The sequence below is a fragment of the Kitasatospora sp. NPDC058218 genome (assembly GCF_042882445.1).
Lineage (GTDB): Bacteria > Actinomycetota > Actinomycetes > Streptomycetales > Streptomycetaceae > Kitasatospora.
This window is the reverse complement of sequence record NZ_JBHVWC010000063.1, coordinates 39,475-58,019: the sequence shown is the minus strand read 5'-3', so window position 1 is coordinate 58,019 and position 18,545 is coordinate 39,475. Positions and strand designations below refer to the sequence as shown.

Sequence of the window (18,545 nt, the reverse complement as noted above, 5' to 3'; positions counted from 1 at the left end):
CGCGCGGCGCGACGCCCAGCCGGCCGCGGACCGGTCAGGTCCGCACCAGCCCGGCCCGTACCAACCAGGCACCCCGAAGCAACCACGCGCCCCGGATCGCCGCCCTGGGCGGCGGCCAGGGACTCTCGGCCTCGCTCTCCGCGCTGCGCCGGCTCACCACCGACCTCACCGCCGTGGTCACCGTCGCCGACGACGGCGGCTCCAGCGGCCGGCTGCGCGAGGAGCTCGGGGTGCTGCCCCCGGGCGACCTCCGCAAGGCGCTGGCCGCGCTCTGCGGTGACGACGACTGGGGCCGGACCTGGTCCGAGGTAATCCAGCAGCGCTTCACCGGCACCGGCGAGCTGGGCGGCCACGCCGTCGGCAACCTGCTGATCGTCGCGCTCTGGGAGAAGCTGGGGGACCCGGTCGCCGCCCTGGACTGGGTGGGCCGGCTGCTGAACGTCCAGGGCCGGGTGCTGCCGATGTCGGCGGTGCCACTGGACATCGAGGCGGTCGTGCGCGGCCACGACCCGGCCAGCCCGGGGGAGCTGTCCGCCGTCCGGGGCCAGGCCAGCGTCGCGGTGACGCCCGGCACCGTGCAGTCCATCCGGCTGCTGCCGGACGGGCCGCCGGCCGTCCCGGAGGCCGTCACGGCCGTCCGCGAGGCGGACTGGGTGGTGCTCGGGCCCGGCTCCTGGTTCACCAGCGTGCTGCCGCACCTGCTGGTGCCCGAGCTCGCCGAGGCGCTCACCGAGACCCGCGCCCGCCGCCTGCTCACCCTGAACCTGGCCCCCCAGCCCGGCGAGACGGAGGGCTTCACCCCGCAGCGCCACCTGGAGGTCATCGCCGACCACGCCCCCGCCCTCGCGGTGGATGCGATCCTGGTGGACGAGCGCGCCGTCACCGGCGGCGCCTTCGGCCAGGCGGACCTGGCCGGCCTGGAGAAGGCCGCGGAGCGGATGGGCGCGGCCCTGGTGCTCGGCCGGGTCGCCCGTACCGACGGCACGCCGCGACACGACCCGGAGCTCTTGGCAGCCGCGTACGACCGGATTTTCCGGACACATGGAAGGATCGGGCCATGGCGATGACTCCAGCGGTGAAGGACGAAATCAGCCGGCTCCCGGTCACCCGGGCCTGCTGCCGCAAGGCGGAGGTCTCGGCGATCCTGCGATTCGCGGGCGGGCTGCACATCGTGAGCGGCCGCATCGTGATCGAGGCGGAGCTGGACACGGGGGCGGCGGCGCGACGCCTGCGCAAGGACCTCCTGGAGATTTTCGGACACTCCTCGGACCTGGTGGTGATGGCGCCCGGCGGTCTGCGGCGCGGCAGCCGCTACGTGGTGCGGGTGGTCAAGGACGGCGAGCTGCTGGCGCGGCAGACCGGTCTGGTGGACGGCCGGGGTCGGCCGATCCGCGGTCTGCCCCCGGCCGTCGTCTCCGGGGCGACCTGCGACGCCGAGGCGGCCTGGCGGGGTGCCTTCCTGGCCCACGGTTCGCTCACCGAGCCCGGTCGCTCCTCCTCGCTGGAGATCACCTGCCCCGGCTCCGAGGCGGCCCTGGCCCTGGTCGGCGCGGCCCGCCGGCTCGGCATCCCGGCCAAGGCCCGCGAGGTGCGCGGTGTGGACCGGGTGGTGATCCGCGACGGCGACGCCATCGGCGCGCTGCTGACCCGCCTGGGCGCCCACGAGTCGGTGCTGGCCTGGGAGGAGCGCCGGATGCGGCGCGAGGTGCGGGCGACCGCCAACCGGCTGGCCAACTTCGACGACGCCAACCTGCGCCGCTCGGCCCGGGCCGCCGTCGCGGCCGGCGCACGGGTGCAGCGCGCGCTGGAGATCCTCGGCGAGGAGGTGCCCGACCACCTGGCCGCCGCCGGTCAGTTGCGGATGCAGCACAAGCAGGCCTCGCTGGAGGAGCTGGGCGCCCTGGCCGACCCGCCGCTGACCAAGGACGCGGTGGCCGGCCGGATCCGCCGGCTGCTGGCGATGGCCGACAAGCGCGCTTCCGAGCTGGGCCTGCCCAGCACCGAGGCCAACCTGACCGACGAGATGGCGCTCAACTGACGATCACACCAAGTGGCGGGTGAGACAGCCGGTGTCCGGATTCCGGGCACCGGCTGTTCCGTGTCCGGACGCCGGTGCGGGGTCGTTCCGGCTCCGCTTCCGAGGGCCGTGACCAACTGGCCCCGAGGGCAAGGACACAAGCCCTGTTGGTGGCCTCTTGACACGCCACGCCAAGGCGTCCGACCCGGCCTGATGTGCCCTCTCACGCCTCGGAGAGGTAGGGTCATAGGCGGTCGGGGACCTCCCAAATTCCACCCCGTCGGCATAGCTCCGGCGTACCTAACGAGGAGATCGGTTCGTGACGATCCGGGTAGGCATCAACGGATTCGGCCGCATCGGCCGCAACTTCTTCCGTGCGGTTAAGGCCCAGGGCGCGGACATCGAGATCGTCGGTGTCAACGACCTGACCGACACCAAGACCCTGGCGCACCTGCTCAAGTACGACTCCATCCTGGGTACCTTCCCGGGCGAGGTCTCGCACACCGAGAACAGCATCACCGTCGACGGCAAGACCTTCAAGGTCATCGCCGAGCGTGACCCGGCCAGCCTCCCCTGGGGCGAGCTGGGCGTGGACATCGTGATCGAGTCCACCGGCATCTTCACCAAGGCCGAGGCGGCCAAGAAGCACGTCACCGCCGGTGCCAAGAAGGTCATCATCTCGGCGCCCGCCACCGACGAGGACGTCACCATCGTCATGGGCGTCAACGACGAGAAGTACGACGCCGCGAAGCACACCGTCATCTCCAACGCCTCCTGCACCACGAACTGCGTGGCGCCGCTGGCCAAGGTGCTGAACGAGAACTTCGGCATCGTCAAGGGTCTGATGACCACGGTGCACGCGTACACCAACGACCAGGTCACCCTGGACTTCCCGCACAAGGACCTGCGTCGCGCCCGCGCCGCGGCCCTCAACATCATCCCGACCTCCACCGGTGCCGCCAAGGCCACCGCGCTGGTCCTGCCGGAGCTGAAGGGCAAGCTGGACGGCACCTCGCTGCGCGTCCCGGTCCCGACCGGTTCGATCACCGACCTGGTCGTCACCCTTGAGCGCGATGTCACCGTCGAGGAGGTCAACGCGGCCTTCCAGAAGGCGTCCGAGGGCTCCCTCAAGGGCATCCTGCAGTACACCGAGGACCCGATCGTCTCCTCCGACATCGTGAACTCGCCGTTCTCCACGATCTTCGACTCGCTGATGACCATGGTCCAGGGCAACCAGGTCAAGGTCTTCGGCTGGTACGACAACGAGTGGGGCTACTCGAACCGCCTCGTCAACCTGACCACCCTCGTCGGCGGCCAGCTCTGACGCAGCGGGAGCTGACGTGAAGTAGGGGGGAGGGCCCGGACACTGTGCACGCCGTCCGGGCCCTCCGTCTGCGCACCCTCAACCTCAACTCCCAGGCGGCCCGCCGTTGTGCCGCTGCCAACAGCGCAACCATCTCCCCAGGAGACCGAAGACCGTGAAGACCATCGAAGACCTCGACGTCGCCGGCAAGCGCGTGTTCGTCCGCGCCGACCTGAACGTCCCGTTGTCCGACGGCACGATCACCGACGACGGCCGGATCCGCGCCGTCGCCCCGACCATCGCCAAGCTCGTCGAGCGCGGTGCGAAGGTCGTCGTCGCCTCCCACCTCGGCCGCCCGAAGGGCGAGCCCGACCCGCAGTTCTCCCTCGCGCCGGTGGCCGTCCGCCTCGGCGAGATCCTCGGCACGCCGGTCTCGTTCGCGACCGACACCGTGGGCGAGAGCGCGAAGGCCACCGTCGCCGCCCTGGCCGACGGCGAGGTCACGCTGCTAGAGAACCTGCGCTTCAACGCCGGTGAGACCAGCAACGACGACGCCGAGCGCGGCGCCTTCGCCGACGAGCTGGCCGAGTTGGCCGAGCTGTACGTGGGCGACGGCTTCGGCGCGGTGCACCGCAAGCACGCCTCGGTGTACGACCTGCCGGCCCGCCTGCCGCACGCCGTCGGTGACCTGATCGCCGTCGAGGTGGACGTGCTCAAGCGCCTCACCGAGGAGGTCGAGCGTCCGTACGCGGTCGTGCTCGGCGGCTCCAAGGTGTCCGACAAGGTCGGCGTGATCGACAACCTGCTCGGCAAGGCCGACCGCATCCTCATCGGCGGCGGCATGGCGTACACCTTCCTCGCGGCCCTGGGCCACGAGGTCGGCATCTCGCTGCTGCAGAAGGACCAGATCCCGGTCGTCCTGGAGTACCTGGAGCGGGCGAAGGCGAACGGCGTGGAGTTCGTGCTGCCGGTGGACATCGCGGTCTCCGGGTCGTTCCCCGACACCAAGACCCACAAGCCGGTCGAGGACTTCGCGGTCGTCGACGCCGACAAGATCCCCGCGGACAAGGAGGGCCTGGACATCGGCCCGAAGACGCGGGAGCTGTTCGCGGCGAAGCTGGCCGACGCCAGGACGGTGTTCTGGAACGGCCCGGTCGGTGTCTTCGAGCACCCGACCTTCGCCGAGGGCACCAAGGCCGTCGCGCAGGCCCTGCTCGACAGCGACGCGTTCACCGTGGTCGGTGGCGGCGACTCCGCCGCGGCCGTCCGCATCCTGGGCTTCGACGAGACGAAGTTCGGGCACATCTCGACCGGCGGTGGCGCCAGCCTTGAGTACCTGGAGGGCAAGTCGCTCCCCGGTCTCGCCGCCCTGGAAGGCTGAGGCAATGACTGAGCGTCTCCCGCTGATGGCGGGCAACTGGAAGATGAACCTCAACCACCTTGAGGCCATCCAGCACACCCAGAAGCTGGCCTTCGCGCTGGCCGACAAGGACTACGAGTCGGTCGAGGTCGCCGTTCTGGTGCCGTTCACCGACCTGCGTTCGGTGCAGACCCTGGTCGACGGCGACAAGCTGAAGATCAAGTACGGCTCGCAGGACATCTCGCGGCACGACTCCGGTGCCTACACCGGCGAGATCTCCGGCCCGATGCTGTCCAAGCTGAAGTGCACCTACGCGGTGATCGGCCACTCGGAGCGCCGCCAGTACCACGGCGAGAACGAGGAGATCGTCAACGCCAAGGTCAAGGCCGCCTACCGCAGCGGGATCACCCCGATCCTCTGCATCGGCGAGCCGCTGGAGATCCGCAAGGCCGGCACCCACGTCGAGTACACCCTGGCCCAGCTCGACGGCGGCCTGCAGGACGTCCCGGCCGACCAGGCCGAGTCCGTCGTGATCGCCTACGAGCCGGTCTGGGCGATCGGCACCGGCGAGGTGGCGACCCCCGAGGACGCCCAGGAGGTCTGCTCGGCCATCCGCAAGCGGATCGCCGAGCTGTACGACGCCCCGCTGGCCGAGAAGGTCCGCGTGCTGTACGGCGGTTCGGTCAAGTCGTCCAGCGCGGCCGGCCTGATGGCCAAGCCCGACGTCGACGGCGGTCTGATCGGCGGTGCCTCCCTGGACGCCGACGAGTTCGTCAAGATCGTGCGGTACCGTGACCAGGCAGTAGGCTAACGCCGCCGCAGCAACGTAGGCTTTGGGGCCGGGACCGCATCGTGGCGGCCCGGCCCCTTCGCCGAAGATACGAGAGAGTTGGTCCCGCCGTGGTTCTCGGGTTCTCGATTGCCCTGATCATCTTCAGCCTGCTGATGGTCCTCCTGGTGCTGCTGCACAAGGGGAAGGGCGGCGGCCTGTCCGACATGTTCGGCGGCGGCGCGATGTCCACCGGCGGCGGCTCGGCCGTGGCCGAGCGCAACCTGGACCGCATTACGGTCATCGTCGGTGTCGCCTGGTTCGCGTGCATCATCGTGCTCGGCCTGGTGCTCAAGTACAAGAGCTGACGTATCTCTGACGCCCTGTCGCCCCGCGGCCTATGCTGGAACGGTCCGGGGCGGAGTCGGTGGCGGTGCATCCTTAACTCCTGCTTACACTAGGACGACTTTCGCCACCTACGCGCACCGCGGCGGGTCGGCGCACCAGCACGCAGGGAGTCAGACCGTGGCAAGTGGCAACGCCATCCGTGGCAGCAGGGTCGGAGCGGGCCCGATGGGCGAGGCGGAGCGCGGCGAATCCGCCCCCCGCAACCGGATCACCTTCTGGTGTGCCAACAAGCACGAGACCCGTCCCAGCTTCGCCGCGGAGGCGGTCATCCCGGACACCTGGGACTGCCCGCGCTGTGGGTTTCCGGCCGGCCAGGACGAGCACAACCCGCCGGCCCCCTCGCGCAACGAGCCCTACAAGACCCACCTCGCCTACGTCCGTGAGCGGCGCACCGACGCCGACGGCGAGGCGATCCTCGCCGAGGCGCTGGCCAAGCTGCGCGGTGAGATCTGAGAGCCGGCCCGCCGCGAGCCGAAGGGCGCACGGGACAGAGTGCCCGGAGGCGCCGGAGGCGAGAGACGAGCACACGTACGAAGGGCGCCACCGTCGAGAACGGTGGCGCCCTTCGACGTTCGGTCGATCAGGCCGAGGCCGGCGGGTACAGCTGCGGTGGGAGCTGTGCCGCGGCGGCGCGGTCCAGCAGCCACAGCGTCCGGCCGCGCCCGTACGCGCCCGAGGCGGGTGCCTGGAGTTCGCCCGGGCCGGACAGCGCCAGCGCGACGGCGCCGGCCTTGTCCTCGCCGGCCGCCAGCAGCCAGACCTCGCGGGCCGCCCGGATGGCCGGGAGGGTGAGCGAGATCCGGTTCGGCGGGGGCTTGGGCGCACCGCGCACGCCGACCACCGTCAGCGCGGTCTCCCGGACGCCCGGGTGCTCGGGGAAGAGCGAGGCGACATGGGTGTCCGGGCCGACGCCGAGCAGCAGCACGTCGAAGGCGGGCACGCCGAGGCGGTCGCCCGGTCCGGCGGCCTTGGCCAACTCCTCGGCGTAGCGGGCGGCGGCGGCCTCGACGTCCGAGCCGTCCACACCGTCCGAGGCGGGCATCTCGTGCACCCGGGCGGGGTCGAGCGGGACGGCGTCGAGCAGCTCCGCCCGGGCCTGGACGGCGTTGCGCTCGGTGCTCCCGGCGGGCACGAAGCGCTCGTCGCCCCACCAGAGGTCCAGCCGGGCCCAGTCGACCGCGTCCCGGGCGGGGGAGGCGGCGATGGCGGCCAGCAGGGCGTTGCCGTTGCGCCCGCCCGTGAGCACCACCGAGGCGGTGCCGCGGGCGGCCTGGGCGTCCACGATCCGGGTGATCAGCCGGGCCGCGGCCGCCTGGGCCATCAGCTCCTTGTCCCGGTGGACGACCAGCTGCGGGGTCGAGGCCGTCACGAGCCCGCCTTCTTGGCGGCGCGCTTGGCCGGGGCCTTCTTCGCCGGGGCGGACTCCCCGGTCTCCTCCGGCGCGTCCAGGACCTTGGCGGTCACCCGCGTCGGGTTGGCCACCGCGGCATCGGAGACGACCGCCTCGGCGGCCTTCTCGGCCGCCGCCGTCTCGGCGTTGGCCGGCTCGTGCAGCCGCTCGACGGGGGTGCGGACGGCCGTCGCGTAGATGTCGTCCGGGTCGAGCCGGCGCAGCTCCTCCGCGATCAGCTCGGACGTCTCGCGGCGCTTCAGCGCCACCTGGCGGTCCGGCGAGCCGGGCATGGAGAGCGTGCCCATCAGGCCGTCCGGGCGGTCCAGGGTGATGTCCCCGTCCTTGGTGCGCAGGTGCACCGCGGTGATGCCGGGGCCGCCGGTGACGACCCGCTCGACCGGCACGTGCAGCCGGTTGTGCAGCCAGAGGCCGAGCAGCTCGACGCTGGGGTTGTACGACTCGCCCTCGACCACCGCGGCGGTGACCTGGGAGGGCCGCTGGTCCAGTGCGGCGGCCAGCATCGAGCGCCAGCCGGTGATCCTGGTCCAGGCCAGGTCGGTGTCGCCCGGGGTGTAGCTCTGGGCCCGCTGGGCGAGCTGGCCCACCGGGGACTCGGCGGTGACGGCGTCGGTGATCCGGCGCTGGGCGATCGAGCCCAGAGGGTCCTGTGCCGGGTGCAGCGGCGCGTTCTCGGGCCACCAGACCACCACCGGAGCGTCCGGCAGCAGCAGCGGCAGGACGACCGACTGGGCGTGCGCGGCGAGTTCGCCGTGCATGCGCAGCACGACCGTCTCGCCGGAGCCGGCGTCGGTGCCGACCAGGATCTCGGCGTCGAGGCGGGTCTCGGCCCGGGCCCGGGGCGAGCGCCCGGCGCGCTTGATGACCGCCAGGGTGCGCGAGGGGTGCTCGCGGGAGGCGTCGTTGGCGGCCTTGAGGGCGTCGTAGGCGCTGCCCTCGTCGGTCACGATCACCAGGGTGAGCACCATGCCGGCGGCGGTGGAGCCGCTGGCCCGGCGCGCCTCCATCAGCGTTGCGTTGATCTTGCTGGACGTGGTGTCCGTGAGGTCGATCTTCATGGCCGGCGCCAGCTCCTGCCGTCTCGTGCGAGCATCTCGTCGGCCTCGACCGGACCCCAGGTCCCTGCCGGGTACTGGGCGGGCTTGCCGTGGGTGTCCCAGTACTTCTCGATCGGGTCGAGGATCTGCCAGGAGAGTTCGACCTCCTGGTGGCGCGGGAACAGGTTGGCGTCGCCGAGCAGCACATCGAGGATGAGCCGCTCGTAGGCCTCCGGGCTGGACTCGGTGAACGACTCGCCGTAGGCGAAGTCCATCGTGACGTCCCGGACCTCGAAGGAGGTGCCCGGCACCTTGGAGCCGAACCGCACCGTCACGCCCTCGTCCGGCTGGACCCGGATGACCAGGGCGTTCTGCCCCAGCTCCTCGGTCGCGTAGGAGTCGAACGGCAGGTACGGGGCGCGCTGGAAGACCACCGCGATCTCGGTGACCCGGCGGCCGAGCCGCTTGCCGGTGCGCAGGTAGAACGGCACGCCCGCCCAGCGGCGGTTGTTGATCTCCAGCTTGATGGCCGCGTAGGTGTCGGTCTTGGAGTCCGGGTTGATGCCGTCCTCGTCGAGGTAGCCGCCGACCTCCTCGCCGCCCTGCCAGCCGGACGCGTACTGGCCGCGCACGGTGTGCTTGCCGAGGTCGGCCGGGAGCTTGACGGCGCTGAGCACCTTGAGCTTCTCGGCCACCAGCGCCTTGGGGTGGAACGACGCCGGCTCCTCGATGGCGGTGAGCGCCATCAGCTGGAGCAGGTGGTTCTGGATGACGTCCCGGGCCGAGCCGATGCCGTCGTAGTAGCCGGCCCGGCCGCCGATGCCGATGTCCTCGGCCATGGTGATCTGCACGTGGTCGACGTACGACCGGTTCCAGATCGGCTCGAACATCTGGTTGGCGAAGCGCAGCGCCAGGATGTTCTGGACGGTCTCCTTGCCCAGGTAGTGGTCGATCCGGAAGACCTCGTCACGGGGGAAGACCTCGTGGACGATCCGGTTCAGCTCCTGGGCGCTCTCCAGGTCGTGACCGAAGGGCTTCTCGATGACGGCGCGCCGCCAGGAGCCCTGCGGCGGGTCGGCCAGGCCGTGCTTCTTCAGCTGCTGGACGACGGTCGGGAAGAACTTCGGCGGCACCGAGAGGTAGAAGGCGAAGTTGCCGCCGGTGCCCTGGGCCTTGTCGAGCTCCACGATGGTCTCGCGGAGCTTGTCGAAGGCGTCGTCGTCGTCGAAGGTGCCGTGGACGAAGCGCATGCCCTTGGCGAGCTGCTGCCAGACCTCCTCGCGGAAGGGGGTCCGGGCGTGCTCCTTGACCGCGTCGTGGACCTCCTTGGCGAAGTCCTCGTCCTTCCACTCGCGGCGGGCGAAGCCGACGAGCGAGAAGCCCGGCGGCAGCAGGCCGCGGTTGGCCAGGTCGTAGATGGCCGGCATCAGCTTCTTGCGGGACAGGTCACCGGTGACCCCGAAGATGACCAGGCCGGACGGCCCCGCGATGCGCGGGAGCCGCCGGTCGGTGGGGTCACGAAGCGGGTTGACGGGGGCCGGGGGAGAGTCGCTCGCGTCCGAGTCCGACGTCAACTCAGGGAAGTCAGTGCTCACTTGATGTGCTCCGCTTTCGTGCGCTGGCTGTGAGCAGGGGTCACTTCTCGTCGGCGAAGGAGGCGAGCGAGGCGGTGACGGTGTCGAGCAGCTCGTTCCAGGACTGCTCGAACTTCTCGACGCCCTCGTCCTCCAGCACCTGGACGACGTCGTCGTAGTCCACGCCGGCGGCGGCGATGGCGTCCATCACGGCCTTGGCGTCGGCGTAGTTGGGGACGATGGTGCCGCCGGTGATCACGCCGTGGTCGCCGGTGGCCTCCAGGGTGGCCTCGGGCATGGTGTTGACGGTCCCGGGGGCGATCAGCTCGGTGACGTACAGGGTGTCCGGCAGGGCCGGGTCCTTGACGCCGGTGGAGGCCCAGAGCGGGCGCTGCGGCTTGGCGCCGGCGGCCTCCAGGGCCTTCCAGCGGGCGCTGCCGGCGGTCTTGCCGTCGACGCTGCCGAAGATCTCCTCGTACGCCTGGTAGGCCAGACGGGCGTTGGCCAGGGCGGCCTTGGAGCGCAGCTGCTTGGCGTCGCCGCCGACCTTGTCGAGGCGCTTGTCGATCTCGGTGTCCACGCGGGAGACGAAGAAGGAGGCGACCGACTCGATCTGCGAGAGGTCCAGGCCCTTGGCCTTGGCGGCCTCCAGACCGGTCAGGTAGGCGTCGATCACCGCGCGGTAGCGCTCCAGCGAGAAGATCAGCGTGACGTTGACGCTGATGCCCTTGCCGATGACCTCGGCGATCGCGGGCAGGCCGGCCTTGGTGGCGGGGATCTTGATGAAGACGTTCGGGCGGTCGACGAGCCACCAGAGCTGCTTGGCCTCGGCGACGGTGGCGGCCGTCTCGTGGGCCAGGCGCGGGTCGACCTCGATGGAGACCCGGCCGTCGCGGCCGTTGGAGGCGTCGTAGACCGGGCGCAGCACGTCGGCGGCGTCGCGCACGTCCGAGGTGGTGATCATGCGGACGGCTTCGTCGGTGGTGACCTTGCGGACGGCGAGGTCACGCAGCTGGCCGTCGTAGGAGGAGTCCCCGCCGCCGATGGCCTTCTGGAAGATGGTCGGGTTGGTGGTGACGCCCACCACGTGCTTGTTCTGCACCAGCTCGGCGAGGTTGCCGGTGTTCAGGCGCTTGCGGCTGAGGTCGTCCAGCCAGATCGCCACGCCTTCGTCGCTGAGGCGCTTCAGTGCGTCAGTCATGGTGCTCAGTCCTTCTTCTGTCTTCATCTGTCTGTCTGTGGGGTCGTCAGACGGGCCGCGTGCCCGCTGTGCGGGCGGGCACGCGGCCCAGGTGGTGCTAGCGGTTGACGGCTTCGAGCGAGCGCAGGGCGTTGTGGGCCTCGGCCACCACCCGCTCGGCGGTCAGGCCGAACTCCTCGAAGAGCACCTTGTAGTCGGCGGAGGCGCCGAAGTGCTCCAGCGAGACGATCCGGCCGTGGTCGCCGACCAGCTCGCGCCAGCCCTGGGCGATGCCGGCCTCGACCGAGACGCGGGCCTTGACCGACGGCGGCAGCACGCTGTCGCGGTAGGCCTGGTCCTGCTCCTGGAACCACTCGAAGGACGGCACCGAGACCACGCGGGTCGCGGTGCCCTCGGCCTCCAGGACCTCGCGGGCCTGGACGGCCAGCTGGACCTCGGAGCCGGTGGCGAGCAGGATCAGCTGCGGGTCGCCGTTGGAGGCCTCGGCCAGGATGTAGCCGCCCTTCGCGGTGCCCTCGGCGGAGCCGAAGACCTCGCGGTCGAAGGTCGGGACGTTCTGGCGGGTGAGCGCCAGGCCGACCGGGCCCGGGTGGCTGGTCTGCCGCTCGATGACGGTGCGCCAGGCGACGGCCGTCTCGTTGGCGTCGGCCGGGCGGACCATGGCCAGGCCCGGGATGGCGCGCAGCGAGGCCAGGTGCTCGACCGGCTGGTGGGTCGGGCCGTCCTCGCCGAGGCCGATCGAGTCGTGCGTCCAGACGTAGGTGACCGGCAGCTTCATCAGCGCGGCCAGCCGGACGGCCGGGCGCATGTAGTCGGCGAAGACCAGGAAGGTGCCGCCGAAGACCCGCGTCCTGCCGTGCAGGGCGATGCCGTTCATGGTCGAGCCCATGGCGTGCTCGCGGATGCCGAAGTGGATCGTCCGGCCGTAGGGGCTCGCGCTCTTCAGCGGGTTGCCCTCGGGGAGGAAGGAGCTGTCCTCGTCGATGGTGGTGAGGTTGGACTCCGCGAGGTCGGCCGAGCCGCCCCACAGCTCCGGGATCACCGCGCCGAGCGCCTTGAGGGTCTCGCCGGAGGCCTTGCGGGTGGCGACGTCCTTGCCGGCGGCGAAGACCGGGACGGCCTTCTTCCAGCTCTCGGGGAGCTCGCCGGCCTGGATGCGGTCGAACTCGGCGGCGCGCTGAGGGTGGGCGGCGCGCCAGGTGCCGAGGGACTGCTGCCACTCGTCGCGGGCGGCCTTGCCGCGCTTGATCACCAGGCGGGCGTGCTCGATGACCTTGTCGCTGACCTCGAAGGTCTTCTCCGGGTCGAAGCCCAGGACCTTCTTGGTGGCGGCGATCTCGGCGGCACCGAGCGCGGAGCCGTGCGCCTTGGCGGTGTTCTGCGCGTCCGGGGCCGGCCAGGCGATGATGGTGCGCATCGCGATGATCGACGGGCGGGAGGTCTCGGCCTTGGCCGCGGCCAGCGCCTCGGCCAGCACGGCCACGTCGATGTCGCCGTTGGACTTCGGGGCGACCCGCTGCACGTGCCAGCCGTACGCCTCGTAGCGCTTGAGCACGTCCTCGGAGAAGGCCGTCTCGGTGTCGCCCTCGATCGAGATGTGGTTGTCGTCGTAGAGCGCGACCAGGTTGCCCAGCTTCTGGTGGCCGGCCAGCGAGGACGCCTCGGCGGAGATGCCCTCCTCCAGGTCGCCGTCGGAGACGATGGCCCAGATGGTGTGGTCGAACGGCGACTCGCCGGCCGGGGCGTCCGGGTCGAACAGGCCGCGCTCGAAACGGGCGGCCATCGCCATGCCCACGGCGTTGCCGATGCCCTGGCCGAGCGGGCCGGTGGTGGTCTCGACACCCGCGGTGTGGCCGTGCTCGGGGTGACCCGGGGTGCGGCTGCCGGCGACCCGGAAGGCCTTGAGGTCGTCCAGCTCCAGGCCGTAGCCCGAGAAGTAGAGCTGGGTGTAGAGGGTCAGGCTGGTGTGCCCGGGAGAGAGGACGAACCGGTCGCGGCCGACCCATGCCGGGTCGGTCGGGTCGTGGCGCAGGAAGCGCTGGAAGATCAGGTACGCCGCCGGGGCCAGCGACATGGCCGTCCCGGGGTGTCCGTTGCCGACCTTCTGGACCGCGTCCATGGCCAGGACGCGGGCGGTGTCGACCGTCCGCTCGTCCAGCTCGGACCACTCGAATGCATTCGTCGGCGTCGTGCTCACCCTGTCTCAGGGCTCCTTCCGTTGTGAAGAGTGACCCCGTGAAGGGGACCGGGTCGGCCACGTCGCTGGGGCCGGACATTGGGTGGTGCCGGTCACGGAGGGTAGATCCCGCTTCTCGGTGCGAGCCTACCGTCCGGGTCGTGGCTCACCCTCCGTGCTGAGACAACCGGGATTTCCGTATGGCGATTCCCACGAGGGTTCGAGAGGTGCTTTTGTCCCAGGCTCTCCTGGTTTCATGACGTCTGCCCGTCCGGTGGTCAGGACGGGGGACGTGCATCGCAGCAGGTCGGCTTCGTGTGTTCGGCCAGGGGTTCACCCAGGGGTGTGCGTTCCGCCCCGCCGGGGGACCCCGGAGCCGGTGGGGAGATATGGAGCGTCTAAGGTGGCGTGGTACGCGCAGAGCGGACGATTCGGGAACTTCGTTCCGGTGGACGCCTGCGAAGATTCATCTTCAGTTGGGGTGTTAGTGACCGCCGTCGAATCCCGTCCCGCCGGGGTCACCGGGGCGACGCCTGCGCACCGGCCGTTCGGGGCCCGTGTCGGCGCGTTCGTCGCCCTGACCAAGCCCCGGATCATCGAGCTGCTGCTGATCACCACCGTGCCGGTGATGTTCCTGGCGCAGCGCGGCGTTCCGGATCCGCTGCTGGTGCTGGAGGTGGTCGTCGGCGGCTACCTGTCGGCCGGCGGTGCCAACGCCCTCAATATGTACATCGACCGCGACATCGACGCGGTGATGTCGCGCACCGAGCGGCGGCCGATCGTCACCGGGATGGTGTCGCCGCGCGAGGCGCTGGTCTTCGGCATCGCGCTGGCGATCGGCTCCACCCTCTGGCTGGGCTACCTGGTCAACGCGCTCTCCTCGCTGCTCGCGCTGTCGGCCCTGCTCTTCTACGTGTTCGTCTACACGCTGGGGCTGAAGCGGCGCACCGCGCAGAACATCGTCTGGGGCGGGATCGCCGGCTGCATGCCGGTCTTCGTCGGCTGGGCGGCGGTCACCAACTCGGTCTCCTGGTCGGCGCTGGTGCTCTTCCTGGTCATCTTCTTCTGGACGCCGCCGCACTACTGGCCGCTGTCGATGAAGGTGCGCGAGGACTACGAGCGGGCCGGCGTGCCGATGCTCCCGGTGGTCAAGGGCAACCTGGCGGTCGCCAAGCAGATCGTCATCTACTCCTGGGTCATGGTCGCCGTGTCGCTGGCGCTCTGGCCGCTGGCCGAGACCAGCTGGCTGTACCCCGTCTCGGCGGTGCTGCTGGGCGCGGCCTGGCTGAAGGAGGCGCACGGGCTGTACGCCCGGGCCAAGGCCGGGCTGGTCGGCGCGAAGCTCAAGGAGATGCGCCTCTTCCACTGGTCGATCACCTACCTGACGCTGCTGTTCGTGGTGATCGCGGTGGACCCGTTCGTGAAGTAGCCGCGGAACGCGGGAGGGGCCCCGGTCTTCGGACCGGGGCCCCTCCCGCGTTTCAGCGCGGTGCCAGTTCGGACGGCCCCACCCGGTCGTCCAGCCAGTCCCGGAGGGGCTGGGAGGCCCGCAGGAAGCCGGTGATCCGGTCGTGGGCCGCCCGGGTGCCGAGCCACGCCGCCGGCGGCCACTCCTGCCAGGCGACCAGCCCCTTGTGACGGAGCAGCTCGATCCGGGGGTGGTCCCTGGGGTAGCCGCGCGGGGCTGACTTCAGGCTGTCCCGGCCGACCACCTGCGGGCCGGCCCGGCGGACCCGGGCGATCACCCGCTCCAGCTCGGTGCCGCCGACGTCCTCGGCGACGGCCGCCCGGTAGCGTGCCAGCTGGTCCGGGGCGAGCTGGTACAGCCCGTTGCCGCAGGCCAGACCGTCGGCGGAGAGCTGGATGTAGCCGCCGGCCGCCAGGTGGGCGCCGATGTGCGTCTTGTAGGGGGACTTGTCGGCGCTGAACCGGACGTCCCGGTTGGGGCGGAAGATCTTGCCCGGCCCGAACTCGGGCTCCAGCTCGGCGAGCAGCTGTTCCATCGGCTCCCGGACGCTGTCCTCGTACCGGTCCTTGTGGGTCTGCCAGAAGGTCCTGGAGTTGTCGGTCTCCAGGTGCTCGTAGAACTCGAGGGCCTCGGCCGGCCAGCCTTGGAAGGTCACCGCTCCAGTATGTGGCCCGGTGCACAGTCCGGTCCCGTCGCCAGCTCCGCTACCGATGGGTAGCATGCGGGCATGAGCAGCGCAGAGACCGCCACCCCCGCCGCGCCGGACGCCCGCGTCGAACGCCGCGCCAAGCGCATCGCCAAGCACCTGACCGCCTTCGCCCGACAGCACGGCGGCAGCGCCGACGGTGTCGTCGAGTACGTCGGCACGGTCGCCACCCGGATCGTCGTGGTCGGCGCGGACGGCGCCTGGGGCGACCAGGTCGCCCCGAGCTACGCCGTCGGCCGCCGGGCCGCCGAGCTGGCCGGGGTCACCCTGCACGACGACTTCGAGGGCGAGCTGGGCCTGCGGGTGAAGACCGGCCCGTACGAGTGGAAGCGGATGGCCGGCATCCAGATCGGCGGCTGACGCCGCCGCGGACGCGCGAAGGGGCCCCGGATGATCCCGGGGCCCCTTCGCGTGCGCGCGTCCGGGTTTGTCAGGCGGCGGCGGTCTGCGGTGCCCGGGCGGGCAGCGGCGCGACGGGCGCGTCCTCGTCCGCACGGACCCGCAGTGCGAGCGGGATGCGCAGGACGGCGATCCAGGTGAGCGTGGCGCCCAGCATGTGCACACCGACCAGGAGCTCCGGAACGTCGGTGAAGTACTGGACGAAGCCGAGCACGCCCTGGACCAGGAGCACCACGAGCAGCTCGCGGGCCCTGGCGCGGGCGGCCGGCGGGGCCTTCACGGCGGCGAGGACGAAGACCACCGCGATCGCCAGGCCGACCGAGACGAACGCCAGGTCGGCGTGCACCTGGGCGAGGCGGTCGTAGTCGACGGGGATCCGCGGCACCAGCTTGTTGTCCTTGGGCGTCCCGGGGTGGTGCCCGGCGCCGGTCACCAGCGTCCCGGCCGCGACCAGCAGGCCGATCACGGTGACCAGGACGTAGGAGAGCCGGACGATCGGGCGGGCCACCGCCGACACCGGCGGGCCGTCGCCCTCCCGGGACCGCTCCCACATCAGCAGCGCGACCCAGACCAGCGCCATCGCGGAGATCAGGTGGACGGCGACGGTGTAGGGGTTGAGGCCGGTCAGCACGGTGATCCCGCCGATCACGGCGTTGCTCATCACCAGCCAGAACTGCGCCCAGCCCAGCGTGGTCAGGCTGCGCCGCCAGGGCTTCGCGGTCCCCTCGGCCGAGGGCCGGCGGTGGCAGCGGGCGGCCAGGATCGCCCAGCCGACCGCCGCGCTCAGCACGTAGGTGAGCATCCGGTTGGTGAACTCGATGACGCCGTGGAGGCCCATTTCGGGCGTCGGCGTGATGCTCTCGCCGGTGCAGCGGGGCCAGGTGGTGCAGCCGAGGCCGGAGGCGGTGAGCCGGACGGCTCCGCCGGTGACGACGATCACCACGCTCATCACCAGCGCGGCGAACGCGGCGCGCCGGACCATGGCGGCGGACGGCTGCCAGCGGTCGGCGAGCAGGGAGAAGGGGGTAGGCACGGGGTCAATCGTAGGCGGCCTTACAGCCGATCTTGGGGCGGGGCGGTGTCGTGCCGGGCGAGCGTCCACCGGCCCGCCGCCGCGCCGCGCCGTCCGGAGCGTTCGCGGGGCGGCTTCGCGGGGCCGAGCCGCCCAAACGGGACTGTTCGGGCATTGCGGATATTGGTCTTGACCAATCACTCGTTCGGCCGAAAGAGTGCGGTTTGGTCCATACCATTTTCCGGACCTCTCCCACCCCCGCACGCAAGCGGAGATCCTGCACATGCGCATACCCACACCCGCCGCCGCGCTCGCGCTCGGCGGATCCCTTGCCCTGGCCGGTCTCGTCGCCCCGGCCGCCGCGCACGCGACGGAGCCCGGCCGGCAGTGCCAGGGCCTCGGAGTCGCGAACCTCTACGGGGAGTTCATCGAGGGCGACGACACCCACACCCCGGACGCCGAGGGCGCGGTGGCGGTCGGCGGCAACGCGGACTTCACCGGCGGCTTCTCGGTCGGCCAGGAGCTGACCGCCGACCAGGTGGCGGCGCTGCCCGGCGGCAACGCGCTGGTCGTGGCCGGCAAGATCACCGGGCACAACACCCAGGTGATGAAGGGCAACGGCGTCTACGGCTCGAAGGCCGCCGGCGCCGTCGTCGACGCGCACCAGGGCAAGATCAGCCAGGGCGCGTCCCCGATCGACTTCAAGGCCGAGTTCACCAAGCTGCGCGCCGCCGCCGCCGCGCTCGCCGCCGCGCCGCAGACCGCCGGCGCCACGGTCGAGGCGAAGGGCGCGGACCTCTACCTGAGCAGCGCCGACGCCAAGCTCAACAGCTTCACCGTCAGTGCCGCGACGCTCCAGGGCGCCACCAACGTCTTCGTGAAGGTGCCGGTCGGGTCGGTCACCGTCGTCACCGTGACCGGTGACGGCTACGACATGGCCGCCGCCAGGACCACGGGCTTCCACCTGTGGGACGAGGGCAAGAAGGCCTACGTCCTGGACGACAAGCTGCAGAGCGCGGCGGGCGGGGCCGTCCGGGCCAAGCTGCTCTGGAACTTCCCGACCGCGACCAAGGTGGTCAAGAACAGCCAGGCCGCCTGGGCCGGCACCGTGCTGGCGCCGAACGCGGCCTTCGACCTCGGCAGCGGCGGACCGGTCAACGGTTCGGTGATCGCCAAGTCGCTGACCGGCAAGGGCGGCGCGGAGACGCACCACTACCCGTTCACCGGCTGCCTGACCACCGAGGTGCCGCCGACCGCCCCGCCGACCGTGCCGCCGGTGGTGCCGAGCGGTTCGCCGTCGGCGACCACCACCCCGAGCGCGTCGGGCACCCCGAGCACGCCGGGGACGCCGGGCGCCTCGGTGACCCCGAGCGCCTCCGGCAGCCCGTCCACCCCGACCGGCGGCAAGCCGAGCCCGAGCGCGTCGGGCGGCCCTTCGGCCTCCGCCTCCCCGTCGGCGGCGGCGGTGCCGAGTGCCTCGGCCAGTCCGTCGGTCGAGGCCAGTACCGGCGGCGGTCTCGCCCACACCGGCTCCGGCCCGGTCGTCCCGCTGGCGATCGGCGGTGCGATCGTGATCGCCGCCGGTGGCGCGATCGTGGTGGCCGCGCGGCGCCGGGCGGCCAAGCAGGTCTGACGGTCGGCCGGTTGACCGTTGTGTTGCCCTCGGTGGTCGGAATCGACCGCTGGGGGCAACGCTTTTTGGCC

Annotated in this window: 17 protein-coding genes; 10 read left to right on the top strand and 7 right to left on the bottom strand. The window is 71.4% G+C overall.

Going from position 1 to position 18,545, the window contains the following annotated elements; translation table 11 throughout:
* Positions 1-95: 95 nt before the first annotated feature.
* From yvcK to ACFVYI_RS32950, 7 genes are all read left to right on the top strand, one after another.
* Positions 96-1,067, top strand: coding sequence for a uridine diphosphate-N-acetylglucosamine-binding protein YvcK (gene yvcK / locus ACFVYI_RS32980; RefSeq protein ID WP_387892402.1), 972 nt, complete (start codon positions 96-98; stop codon positions 1,065-1,067).
* Positions 1,058-2,038, top strand: a complete 981-nt coding sequence (whiA, locus tag ACFVYI_RS32975) for a DNA-binding protein WhiA (protein WP_329490008.1) — start codon at positions 1,058-1,060, stop codon at positions 2,036-2,038. The genes yvcK and whiA overlap by 10 nt, the downstream gene beginning before the upstream one ends.
* A gap of 298 nt (positions 2,039-2,336) precedes the next feature.
* Positions 2,337-3,341, top strand: a complete 1,005-nt coding sequence (gene gap, locus ACFVYI_RS32970) for a type I glyceraldehyde-3-phosphate dehydrogenase (protein WP_380576967.1) — start codon at positions 2,337-2,339, stop codon at positions 3,339-3,341.
* Positions 3,342-3,495: 154 nt separating this feature from the next.
* Complete coding sequence (locus ACFVYI_RS32965; protein WP_387892383.1) at positions 3,496-4,701, top strand: phosphoglycerate kinase; 1,206 nt, start codon at positions 3,496-3,498, stop codon at positions 4,699-4,701.
* A gap of 4 nt (positions 4,702-4,705) precedes the next feature.
* Positions 4,706-5,491 (top strand): triose-phosphate isomerase, encoded by a 786-nt coding sequence (gene tpiA, locus ACFVYI_RS32960; protein WP_387892381.1) that lies wholly within the window; start codon positions 4,706-4,708, stop codon positions 5,489-5,491.
* 89 nt (positions 5,492-5,580) lie between these two features.
* On the top strand, positions 5,581-5,817 hold the full coding sequence (gene secG / locus ACFVYI_RS32955; RefSeq protein ID WP_387892380.1) for a preprotein translocase subunit SecG: 237 nt from the start codon (positions 5,581-5,583) through the stop codon (positions 5,815-5,817).
* 205 nt (positions 5,818-6,022) lie between these two features.
* The gene (locus tag ACFVYI_RS32950) at positions 6,023-6,310 is read left to right on the top strand and encodes an RNA polymerase-binding protein RbpA (protein ID WP_063349510.1); all 288 of its coding nucleotides are present in this window, start codon (positions 6,023-6,025) and stop codon (positions 6,308-6,310) included.
* A gap of 127 nt (positions 6,311-6,437) precedes the next feature.
* On the opposite strand, the gene pgl is transcribed toward ACFVYI_RS32950, so the two are convergent.
* The 5 genes from pgl to tkt form a co-directional block, all read right to left on the bottom strand.
* Positions 6,438-7,226, bottom strand: coding sequence for a 6-phosphogluconolactonase (pgl, locus tag ACFVYI_RS32945; protein ID WP_387892379.1), 789 nt, complete (start codon positions 7,224-7,226; stop codon positions 6,438-6,440).
* Positions 7,223-8,326, bottom strand: a complete 1,104-nt coding sequence (gene opcA, locus ACFVYI_RS32940) for a glucose-6-phosphate dehydrogenase assembly protein OpcA (protein ID WP_387892377.1) — start codon at positions 8,324-8,326, stop codon at positions 7,223-7,225. Before opcA ends, pgl begins: the two co-directional genes overlap by 4 nt.
* Positions 8,323-9,879 carry a glucose-6-phosphate dehydrogenase gene (gene zwf, locus ACFVYI_RS32935; protein WP_387892400.1) on the bottom strand — a complete coding sequence of 519 codons (1,557 nt, stop codon included), beginning with the start codon at positions 9,877-9,879 and terminating at the stop codon, positions 8,323-8,325. The genes opcA and zwf overlap by 4 nt, the downstream gene beginning before the upstream one ends.
* Positions 9,880-9,940: 61 nt before the next feature.
* A complete protein-coding gene (tal, locus tag ACFVYI_RS32930) occupies positions 9,941-11,080 on the bottom strand; it encodes a transaldolase (protein WP_387892375.1) in 1,140 nt (379 codons plus the stop codon).
* Between the two features lie 97 nt (positions 11,081-11,177).
* Positions 11,178-13,277, bottom strand: coding sequence for a transketolase (tkt, locus tag ACFVYI_RS32925; protein ID WP_387892373.1), 2,100 nt, complete (start codon positions 13,275-13,277; stop codon positions 11,178-11,180).
* A gap of 466 nt (positions 13,278-13,743) precedes the next feature.
* Between tkt and ACFVYI_RS32920 the strand changes: the two genes are divergently transcribed.
* Positions 13,744-14,685: a heme o synthase gene (locus ACFVYI_RS32920; protein WP_387892372.1), complete on the top strand. Its 942-nt coding sequence runs from the start codon at positions 13,744-13,746 to the stop codon at positions 14,683-14,685.
* 52 nt (positions 14,686-14,737) lie between these two features.
* Here the strand turns inward: ACFVYI_RS32920 and ACFVYI_RS32915 are convergent, their stop codons facing one another.
* On the bottom strand, positions 14,738-15,379 hold the full coding sequence (locus tag ACFVYI_RS32915) for a DUF2461 domain-containing protein (protein ID WP_387892370.1): 642 nt from the start codon (positions 15,377-15,379) through the stop codon (positions 14,738-14,740).
* Between the two features lie 72 nt (positions 15,380-15,451).
* On the opposite strand from ACFVYI_RS32915, the gene ACFVYI_RS32910 reads away from it, so the two are divergent.
* On the top strand, positions 15,452-15,790 hold the full coding sequence (locus tag ACFVYI_RS32910) for a hypothetical protein (protein ID WP_387892368.1): 339 nt from the start codon (positions 15,452-15,454) through the stop codon (positions 15,788-15,790).
* A 70-nt stretch (positions 15,791-15,860) separates the two neighbouring features.
* Here the strand turns inward: ACFVYI_RS32910 and ACFVYI_RS32905 are convergent, their stop codons facing one another.
* Entirely contained in the window at positions 15,861-16,811 is a 951-nt protein-coding gene (locus tag ACFVYI_RS32905) for a heme A synthase (protein ID WP_387892398.1), read from the bottom strand.
* Between the two features lie 313 nt (positions 16,812-17,124).
* Here ACFVYI_RS32905 and ACFVYI_RS32900 point away from each other — a divergent pair, with 313 nt between their 5' ends.
* A complete protein-coding gene (locus tag ACFVYI_RS32900) occupies positions 17,125-18,474 on the top strand; it encodes a choice-of-anchor A family protein (protein ID WP_387892366.1) in 1,350 nt (449 codons plus the stop codon).
* Positions 18,475-18,545: the final 71 nt, after the last annotated feature.

Bases quoted from the DNA above. Each gene is read 5' to 3' on its own strand.
- ACFVYI_RS32905 (WP_387892398.1), bottom strand. From the start codon at position 16,811: ATGGTCCGGCGCGCCGCGTTCGCCGCGCTGGTGATGAGCGTGGTGATC.
- ACFVYI_RS32900 (WP_387892366.1), top strand. From the start codon at position 17,125: ATGCGCATACCCACACCCGCCGCCGCGCTCGCGCTCGGCGGATCCCTT.
- tpiA (WP_387892381.1), top strand. From the start codon at position 4,706: ATGACTGAGCGTCTCCCGCTGATGGCGGGCAACTGGAAGATGAACCTC.
- tal (WP_387892375.1), bottom strand. From the start codon at position 11,080: ATGACTGACGCACTGAAGCGCCTCAGCGACGAAGGCGTGGCGATCTGG.
- ACFVYI_RS32910 (WP_387892368.1), top strand. From the start codon at position 15,452: ATGAGCAGCGCAGAGACCGCCACCCCCGCCGCGCCGGACGCCCGCGTC.
- whiA (WP_329490008.1), top strand. From the start codon at position 1,058: ATGGCGATGACTCCAGCGGTGAAGGACGAAATCAGCCGGCTCCCGGTC.
- opcA (WP_387892377.1), bottom strand. From the start codon at position 8,326: ATGAAGATCGACCTCACGGACACCACGTCCAGCAAGATCAACGCAACG.
- ACFVYI_RS32950 (WP_063349510.1), top strand. From the start codon at position 6,023: ATGGGCGAGGCGGAGCGCGGCGAATCCGCCCCCCGCAACCGGATCACC.